The following is an 8,367-nucleotide window of genomic DNA, read 5'->3' on the forward strand; positions in this document are numbered from 1 at the left end:
CTGGCGATGAAGGTGATCAGCGGCAGGCCGACGGCGGCCGCAAGCGACCAGCCGAGGAAGAGATAGGCGATCGTGCTGCCACGCCGCTCCGCCGGCACGATCAGCGCCGCCGTGCCAGCGGCCTGCGGCGTGTACAGCGCGCCGACGGCGAGCATCACCAGGCGGATGAGGAGGAGGCTCGTGTAGTCGGGTGCAAAGGCCGAGGCGAGATTGCCAAGGGCCAGCACCGCAAGCGTGGTCGTGAGCAGCATCCGCCGTTCGATGCGGCTGGTCAGCCACGCCGTCAGCGGCGAGCCGATGCACAGCGTGATCGCACCATAAGTGATCAGCAGCCCGGCGGCGTGGATGCTGATGCCGAGCCCGGTCGACATCTCCGGCAGCATCCCCGCAGGAGCCAGCACCGAGCAGCCGGTCACGAGATTGCCAAGCATCAGGGCGGTTGCCGTAAAACGGCCGGCGCGGGGAGTTTCCATGCAGCTGCATGTAGAGCGGCTGGCGGCCCGTTAAAGGGCGCGGCTCGAAATAGTTGACGCGCCGCCTCCGCTTTTGCGCGCCACTTTCTTGGAAATGCCGGATTGCACGGGCCGAATCGCCTGTTATATCGCTCGTTCCCGCTTACCTGCGCTCGTTCGCAGGAGTGAGCCTCAGGAGAAAAGCAATGTCCGACCAGCCCAAATCCGAATCCGGCTTCCAATATTCCCTCAGCAATCTGAAGCCCGTGTCCCCCGCAGCCAAAGTCACCCTCACCTTCCCCGACGGCGCCCAGCGCCAATATGACAAGAGCATCACCGGCCTCGACATCGCCAAGGGCATCTCGCCCTCGCTCGCCAAGCGCACCGTGGCGATGATGCTCGACGGCGTGCTCGCCGATCTCAACGACCCCATCGAGGCCGATGCCAAGCTCAGGCTGATCTCGCGCGACGAGCCGGAGGCGCTGGAGCTGATCCGCCACGACTGCGCCCACGTGCTCGCTGAAGCCGTGCAGACGCTGTGGCCGGGCACGCAGGTGACCATCGGCCCCGTGATCGAGAACGGCTTCTATTACGACTTCTTCCGCAATGAGCCGTTCACGCCGGAAGACTTTGCCGCGATCGAGAAAAAGATGCGCGAGATCATCGCGCGCGACAAGCCTTTCACGAAAGAGGTTTGGGATCGCGAGAAAACCAAGCAGGTGTTCCGCGACAAGGGCGAGGCCTTCAAGGTCGAGCTGGTCGACGCCATTCCCGGCAACGAGCCGATCAAGATCTACTACCAGGGCGACTGGTTCGATCTCTGCCGCGGCCCGCACATGACCTCGACCGGCAAGGTCGGAGGCGCCTTCAAGCTGATGAAGGTGGCCGGCGCCTATTGGCGCGGCGACAGCAACAACCCGATGCTGACCCGCATCTATGGCACGGCCTTCGCCAAGCAGGAGGACCTCGACGCTTATCTCAAGCAGATCGAGGAAGCCGAGAAGCGCGACCATCGCAAGCTCGGACGCGAGCTCGACCTCTTCCATTTCCAGGAGGAAGGTCCCGGCGTCGTGTTCTGGCACCCCAAGGGCTGGACGATTTTCCAGCAGCTGATCGCCTATATGCGCCGCCGCCTGACCGGCGATTACAGCGAGGTCAACGCGCCGCAGATCCTCGACAAGGTGCTGTGGGAGACCTCTGGCCATTGGGGCTGGTACCGCGAGAACATGTTCGCGGCGCAGTCGGCCGGCGACGAGGCCGAGGACAAGCGCTGGTTCGCGCTGAAGCCGATGAACTGCCCCGGCCACGTCCAGATCTTCAAGCATGGCCTGAAGAGCTACCGCGACCTGCCCTTGCGCCTCGCCGAGTTCGGCGTGGTGCATCGCTATGAGCCGTCCGGCGCCATGCACGGGCTGATGCGCGTGCGCGGCTTCACCCAGGACGATGCGCACATCTTCTGCACCGAGGACCAGCTCGCCGAGGAATGCCTGAAGATCAACGATCTGATCCTGTCGACCTATGCCGATTTCGGCTTCACCGGCGATCTCACGGTCAAGCTGTCGACGCGGCCGGAAAAGCGCGTCGGCACGGATGCGATGTGGGATCACGCCGAGCGCGTGATGGCGACGGTGCTGCGCGAGATCCAGGCGCAGAACAACCACATCAAGACCGAGATCAACCCGGGCGAAGGCGCCTTCTACGGGCCGAAGTTCGAGTACGTGCTGCGCGACGCCATCGGCCGCGACTGGCAGTGCGGTACCACGCAGGTCGACTTCAACCTGCCGGAACGGTTCGGTGCGTTCTACATCGACCATGACGGCGGCAAGAAACCGCCTGTCATGGTGCACCGCGCAATCTGCGGCTCGATGGAGCGCTATATCGGCATTCTGATCGAGCACTATGCCGGCAACTTCCCGCTCTGGCTCTCGCCGGTGCAGGCCGTCGTCACCACCATCACCTCGGAAGGCGATGAATACGCCAAGGTGGTGCTGGAGCAGGCGCGACGCGCGGGGTTGCGGGTCGAGATCGACCTGCGCAACGAAAAGATCAACTACAAGGTCCGCGAGCATTCGCTGGCCAAGATTCCGGCGCTGCTCGTGGTCGGCAAGAAGGAGGCCGAGACGCATTCGGTCTCGGTCCGCCGGCTTGGCAGCGACGGCCAGAAGGTGATGACGACGGAGGAGGCAATCGCCGCCCTCGTCGACGAGGCCACCCCGCCTGACGTCCGGCGGGCGCGCGGCGCGGTCTGATCGTTGAAATCGGTCTAAAATCGCTTTCGGTTGCGGGCGTGCATGTCTATCTCGGCATGGCACGCCCGTCGTCCATCCGAAGAGGCCATCGCAATGCCTGATGCCATCGAACTCCTGAAAACCCGTCGCTCGGTCAAGCCGCGCGAGATGACCGGCCCCGGCCCCTCGCCGGCCGAGCTCGAGACCATTCTCACGATCGGCGCGCGCGTGCCTGATCACGGCAAGCTCACGCCCTGGCGCTTCATCATTTTCGAGGGCGATGCGCGTCAGCGCGCCGGCGAGGTGATCGCAAGAGTCTTCGCCCGCAAGAATCCCGGCGCCCCCGCAGCCGATATCGAGACCGAACGCAAGCGCCTGACCGATGCGCCGCTGGTGATCGGGATCGTCAGCTTCACCAAGCCGCATCCCAAGGTGCCGGCGTGGGAGCAGGAGCTGTCGGCGGGCNCCAGCGCCATGAACATCGTCACGGCCGCCACCGCGCTTGGCTACGGCGCGGCCTGGCTGACCGGCTGGTTCGCCTTCGATCGCGACGTGCTTGACGGACTCGGCCTCAAGGCGGACGAGAAACTCGCAGGCCTCGTGCATATCGGCAAACCGACCAAGCCGAGCGAGGATCGCCCGCGCCCGGTCCTTTCCGAAATCGTGACCCGTTTCTAATCGGAGTTTTATTGACGCCCCTGATGTCTTGCGGCTTGCTCCCGGCGAGGGAGGAAGCCCGGATGAAGCGTCGTGAATTTCTGGTCGGGGCCGCGATGCTGGCCGGCACGATGGCGCAGAGCCGCGCTGGCGACGTCCCCGCTCCCGCGCCCGACAGGCTGCGAGGCATCACCGCATTCTTCGAAAACGAGGTGACCAGCGGCCGCTTGGCGGGCGCGATCGTGCTGATCCAGCAGCACGGCAAGCCTGTCTATTTCAAGATGTTCGGCGTGCGCGACGTCAGGACCCGGCTGTCGATGACGCCGGACACGATCTTCGCTGTCCATTCGATGACCAAGCCGATCACCAGCCTGGCGGCAATGATGCTGATCGACGAGGGCAAGCTGGCGCTCACCGATCCCGTGTCGAAATACATCCCGCTCTTCGCTGCCACCAAGGTGGGAATGGAAATCACCAAGCCCGATGGCTCGATGGCGCTCGAGGTGGTGCCGCCGGTCCATGCGGTGACCATCAGGGATTTGATGCGGCACACCTCGGGCATCACCTACGATTATATCGGCGGCAGATGGGTCGAGCTCGCCTACAAGGCAGCGCATATCTTCGAAGGCCCCTTCAACAACCGGGAATTCGCCGACCGTATCGCCCGGCTGCCGCTGGCGCGCCAACCGGGGACGCTGTGGCGCTACGGTCATTCGACCGACGTGCTCGGGGCCGTCATCGAGATCATCACCGGGCAGACGCTGTACGATGCGCTGAAGCAGCGCATCTTCGATCCGCTCGGCATGACCAGCACCAAATTCCTGCTGTCGACACAAGACGAGATCGAGCGGTTGGCCCGACCGCTGCCGAGCGACCAGATCCTGCTCGATGGCGAGCGCGAACGTCTCGACCATCCGGAATGGCAATCCGGCGGCGGCGGCCTGCTCTCGACCATCACTGACTATCAACGCTTCGCGCAAATGCTGCTCAACGGCGGCGAGCTCGGCGGCAAGCGCTGCCTCAGCCCGGCCGCCTTCAAGGCCATGACGAGTGATCAGATCGGGCCCGGCTCCGGCGTGGAACGCGACTATTTCTATTTCCCCGGCGATGGCTTCGGTTATGGCTACGGCCTTGCGGTCCGAACCGACCCCGGCAACGCCAAGCCGCCGCCGGCGGGCTCGATCGGCGAATTGAAATGGGACTCGGGCAGCGGCACCTATTTCGGCGTCGATCCCAAGCTCGATATGGTCTACCTCCTGATGCAGCAGACCCAGAACGAACGCGGCCGCATCACGCCCGCCTTCAAGGAACTGGTCTATGGCAGCTTTCCTCCCGAGCTAAGCCGCCCGTGAGGCGCGCTTACCGAACTTCCGGCTTCCATGGGCACGCGATCGAAGTTTGGTGCGAAACTCTCTCCACATCGTCATTGCGAGCGCAGCGAAGCAATCCAGAGTCTTTCCGCGGAGGGATTCTGGATTGCTTCGCTGCGCTCGCAATGACGGCGCGTGCGGATACATGGTCGCTTCATCAATTTGTATCTTCATCGCAGACACACTTTCGCATCCTCGCGGCTCATCTCGCCCGAGTTGTGCTTGTCGCCTCACCCTCAAATGAAAGAGGGCGCAGGGAAGACCGGGTGCCCGACCGGCACCCGCGGTCCACTGTGCGATAGTCTGCGCTACAAGAGGCTGCACAGCGGCATACAGGTGAAGCCGAAACATCCGGCCTTCCCTGCGCAGTGGTTGGAACGGCTTATGTCGTGATCTCCCCGGGGAGCGATGCACTATTGCCCCCGTCGTCTCGCAGATGGCTGATGCAAGGACCCGGTCGGGTCACACGCATCACCACGAGACTTGGCGCACAGGCTCCGGGCGCCAGGACCACACGATTTTGCCGTACGCGGCAATCACACCGGTCGTTTGCGCGATGGCCTCGCTCACGGTTGCCCGCCCTGCAAAGCCCGATCGCGCCGATGTGGCCTGCGCCCACCGCCGTCCGGCCCGCGTCGTGACGATCGCGATACGCCCCTCTTCCATGGGCCGGGTTGCGCGATACATACGCCATTTCCGAATTTCGGTAAAGGGGAATATTTTTGCCTGCAGATATTGCCCCACGCCTTGGGTGTTTTGCCCGCCAGGCAACGCAAGAGATTGTAAATGCGGTAGGGTGGTTAGCCCTGCGATTGCGCGAAGCGTAATCGCAGGGCGTAACCCACCTCTTCTGCGTCCCGCGGAGACGAAAGTGGTGGGTTACGCCCTCTAGATACGCTTCGCGTATCTACGGGGCTAACCCACCCTACAAGATCGGGCCCCTAATCCTCGCTCGAGGCCGCCGAGCGATTGCGCAAATAGGCCTGCGACAACAGGAAAAATAGGGCGCGCTCGCCGTGATATTTGGCTGACGGACGCGTGCGCTCGAAGCCACCGGCAAAAACCTTGCCGGACTGGTCGCAGACCTGCCACCGCCAACCGAGCCGTTTGCGCCTGGTGAGGATCACTTCGAACATGCCGACGCGCTTGGTCCCCTGCTCCTTGCCGGCCACGCAAACCTACCCGCGCCGGCGTCCCCATTGGACGGATGCCCGACATATAACCCAGCAGGACGGAAAGCGAATGAAATTGATTATCGGAAATGCGTATCTTGCAAAGGTGTGACGACGTCGCGGTGAGGCTGGAATAAGCCGATGCCGCCGGTGTTTCCAAGTCCTTCGACGGAGCTTGGTAGCGCTTACAGCGGTATGCAAAGCGAAACACAGTGAGGAATGTCCAGTAAGCAAACGCTCACCGGACGTTCGCAACAAATGTTAGGTCCGTCTCGCGTCTGGAGATGCGCTGGATGAGAAGCGCGGTGCGATGTTGCGGAGGCCGCAACTACCGCGCCACGACCTCGACCTCGCCGTCGACGCCGTTGACGACGTTGAAGCCGCGCTCGTAGACCTTGCCCTCGTTCTTGGCGATGGCGCGGTATTCGCCTTCGGAGAGCACGACGCGCGGGAAGGCGCCGATTGATTCCTTGATGACGTCGCCGCCGGGCGTCAGCACCGACCAGGCGGTGTTGGCGAGCGCCTCGCCGCCCTTGTCGCTGACGAGCTTGAGCGTGATCACGGCTGCGCGGTGGGTGATGGTGACGTCGGTGAGCTTGCCGGTCTGGACGCGGATGTCCGAGCGCACCACCGAATTGGCGTCGCCGTAGTTGGAGATGATGTAGTAGGTGCCTTCCGGGATCAGCACGACGTCGCCGGCGGCGACGTTCGGCACCAACGCGGCGCGCTCGCCGGATTCGAACTGGCTGCCCTTGTAGATCGCAAACGAGATCTGGTTCTGCGGAATGCGGCTGGTGCCGACGCGGCCCTCGATGCGCAGGCCCCCGGCCGGCAGCACGAAGGACTCGCGGTCCGTCTCGGCCTTCAGGCTGACGGTGCGCACCGCGCTGACGAGGCCGAAGGCGACGTGCACGACGTAATTGCCGGGCGGCAGCACGATGCTGGGGGTGGCGCTGCGGTCCTCCTTGATCAGCCTGAAGGTGCCGTTCTCGTCGGGACGGTCGGAAAAGACGCGCCAGACCAGGCCGCCGTTGATCGCCGGAGAATCCTTGCCGTATCTCGCGGTCAGCGACAGCACACCCTGGCCCGGCACGGCCGCGCTGAGCGGCGCGGACGGCGGCACGGTCGACACCGCCGGTGGCGGCATGCTCGGCGTATTCGGCTGGGTCAGGGTCGGCGGCAGGCTCGGGGGACCGGCGCCGGGACCGGACGGCGGGGCGAGGCTGACGGCGCCGCCGGGATCGGGCACCGAGGCTGGCGGCACTGGCGGCGGACGATCGGAGAAAAGCTGCGCCCGCGCAGCGTTTTGGCCCGAGGTAACGAGGCACGCGGCCACGGATGCGGCAAAGACAAGCGCCGGCAGCAGCCTGCCGCCGCGCCGCCATCTGATGATGCCGTCACCCCCTGGAGTCATGCTTCCTGCTTTTCACCGAAAACGCGGCAAATTCAAGCCTCTGAAATCCCATGGATTACGGTTCTGTGGAACCCGGTTGACGCCTGCGTGATTAGATCTCAGGCAACGGGCTCTCGCCACACTCCTGCCCCCTGCGTCCCGAACGCTATAAACCATGCTTTGCCCTGTTTCTGGCGAAGCGGAAGCGCGGCGCCTACTCTGGAGTGAGGAAGGCCCGGAGTAGGAGAGTTTCGGTGCTGGATATGTTGAGAGGTCGGGGTGTGAACGGCGCAAATGGCGAGAAAGTCGGTCTCGGCAGTATCCGCCGGCCCGTTATTGGTCTTGCCCTCGGCGGCGGCGCGGCGCGCGGTTTTGCCCATATCGGTATCATGAGAACGCTGCTGGCCAACGGCATCGTGCCCGATGTCGTGGTCGGCACCTCGATCGGCGCCGCGGTCGGCGGCGCCTATGCGGCCGACCGGCTCGACGCGCTGGAAGACTGGGCCCGCAGCCTGCAGGGCGTGCGCAACATCCTCGGCTATCTCGACATCCGCCTCAACGGCTCGGGTCTGATCGGCGGCGAGAAGCTTGCAAGCCGGCTGGAGCAATCGATCGGCCAAACCCTGATCGAGGACCTGCCGATGAAATATGCCTCGGTCGCGACCGAGGTCCGGACCGGCCATGAGATCTGGCTGACACGCGGCCGCCTGGTCGAGGCGATGCGCGCCTCGTATGCGTTGCCCGGCATCTTCGCGCCCGTGATGGTCGGCGATCGCTGGCTGGTGGACGGCGCGCTGGTGAACCCGGTGCCGGTGTCAGCGGCGCGGGCGCTCGGTGCCGAAATCGTCATCGCGGTCAATCTGTCCACCGACATCTTCACCCATTCGACGACGATCCATGCGCATGGGGCGATGCCCGTGCCTGTCGCCAGCCCTGTCGCTGAAGAGACCCCCGCCAAGCGGCGTTTTCCGCGCATCTTCTCGGCGGAGAGAACCGTCAAGCGCGAGTTTTTCGGCACTGCCGGCCGTCCAGGCATCTCGTCGGTCATGATCGATGCCTTCAACATCATGCAGGACCGCATCACCCGGGCGCGGC

At 64.3% G+C, this 8,367-nt stretch carries 7 protein-coding genes and 1 pseudogene; 5 read left to right on the top strand and 3 right to left on the bottom strand.

Annotated elements, in window-relative coordinates; translation table 11 throughout:
• On the bottom strand, positions 1-473 hold a 473-nt coding region (locus AOQ71_RS47455), incomplete at its 3' end, for an MFS transporter (RefSeq protein WP_245316798.1).
• Between the two features lie 185 nt (positions 474-658).
• On the opposite strand from AOQ71_RS47455, the gene thrS reads away from it, so the two are divergent.
• The 4 genes and pseudogenes from thrS to AOQ71_RS08200 all read left to right on the top strand — a co-directional run bounded on the left by thrS (position 659) and on the right by AOQ71_RS08200 (position 4,689).
• Complete coding sequence (gene thrS / locus AOQ71_RS08190) at positions 659-2,701, top strand: threonine--tRNA ligase (RefSeq protein WP_057744264.1); 2,043 nt, start codon at positions 659-661, stop codon at positions 2,699-2,701.
• A gap of 93 nt (positions 2,702-2,794) precedes the next feature.
• The coding region (locus AOQ71_RS47460) for a nitroreductase family protein (RefSeq protein WP_245316799.1) at positions 2,795-3,145 on the top strand (351 nt) is incomplete at its 3' end.
• A 1-nt stretch (position 3,146) separates the two neighbouring features.
• Positions 3,147-3,358 (top strand): annotated as a pseudogene (locus tag AOQ71_RS47465) (nitroreductase family protein); the annotation flags it as partial.
• 62 nt (positions 3,359-3,420) lie between these two features.
• Positions 3,421-4,689: a serine hydrolase domain-containing protein gene (locus AOQ71_RS08200; protein WP_057744270.1), complete on the top strand. Its 1,269-nt coding sequence runs from the start codon at positions 3,421-3,423 to the stop codon at positions 4,687-4,689.
• Positions 4,690-5,648: 959 nt separating this feature from the next.
• Here the strand turns inward: AOQ71_RS08200 and AOQ71_RS08210 are convergent.
• Together AOQ71_RS08210 and AOQ71_RS08215 are read right to left on the bottom strand one after the other, a co-directional pair.
• Complete coding sequence (locus AOQ71_RS08210; protein ID WP_245316800.1) at positions 5,649-5,879, bottom strand: hypothetical protein; 231 nt, start codon at positions 5,877-5,879, stop codon at positions 5,649-5,651.
• A gap of 328 nt (positions 5,880-6,207) precedes the next feature.
• Entirely contained in the window at positions 6,208-7,293 is a 1,086-nt protein-coding gene (locus AOQ71_RS08215; protein WP_057744273.1) for a hypothetical protein, read from the bottom strand.
• 233 nt (positions 7,294-7,526) lie between these two features.
• On the opposite strand from AOQ71_RS08215, the gene AOQ71_RS08220 reads away from it, so the two are divergent.
• Positions 7,527-8,367 (top strand): patatin-like phospholipase family protein (locus AOQ71_RS08220; RefSeq protein ID WP_162268335.1); only part of this gene is annotated, 841 nt, incomplete at its 3' end.

It is taken from the genome of Bradyrhizobium manausense (assembly GCF_001440035.1).
In the GTDB taxonomy this organism is placed as follows: Bacteria; Pseudomonadota; Alphaproteobacteria; order Rhizobiales; family Xanthobacteraceae; genus Bradyrhizobium; species Bradyrhizobium manausense.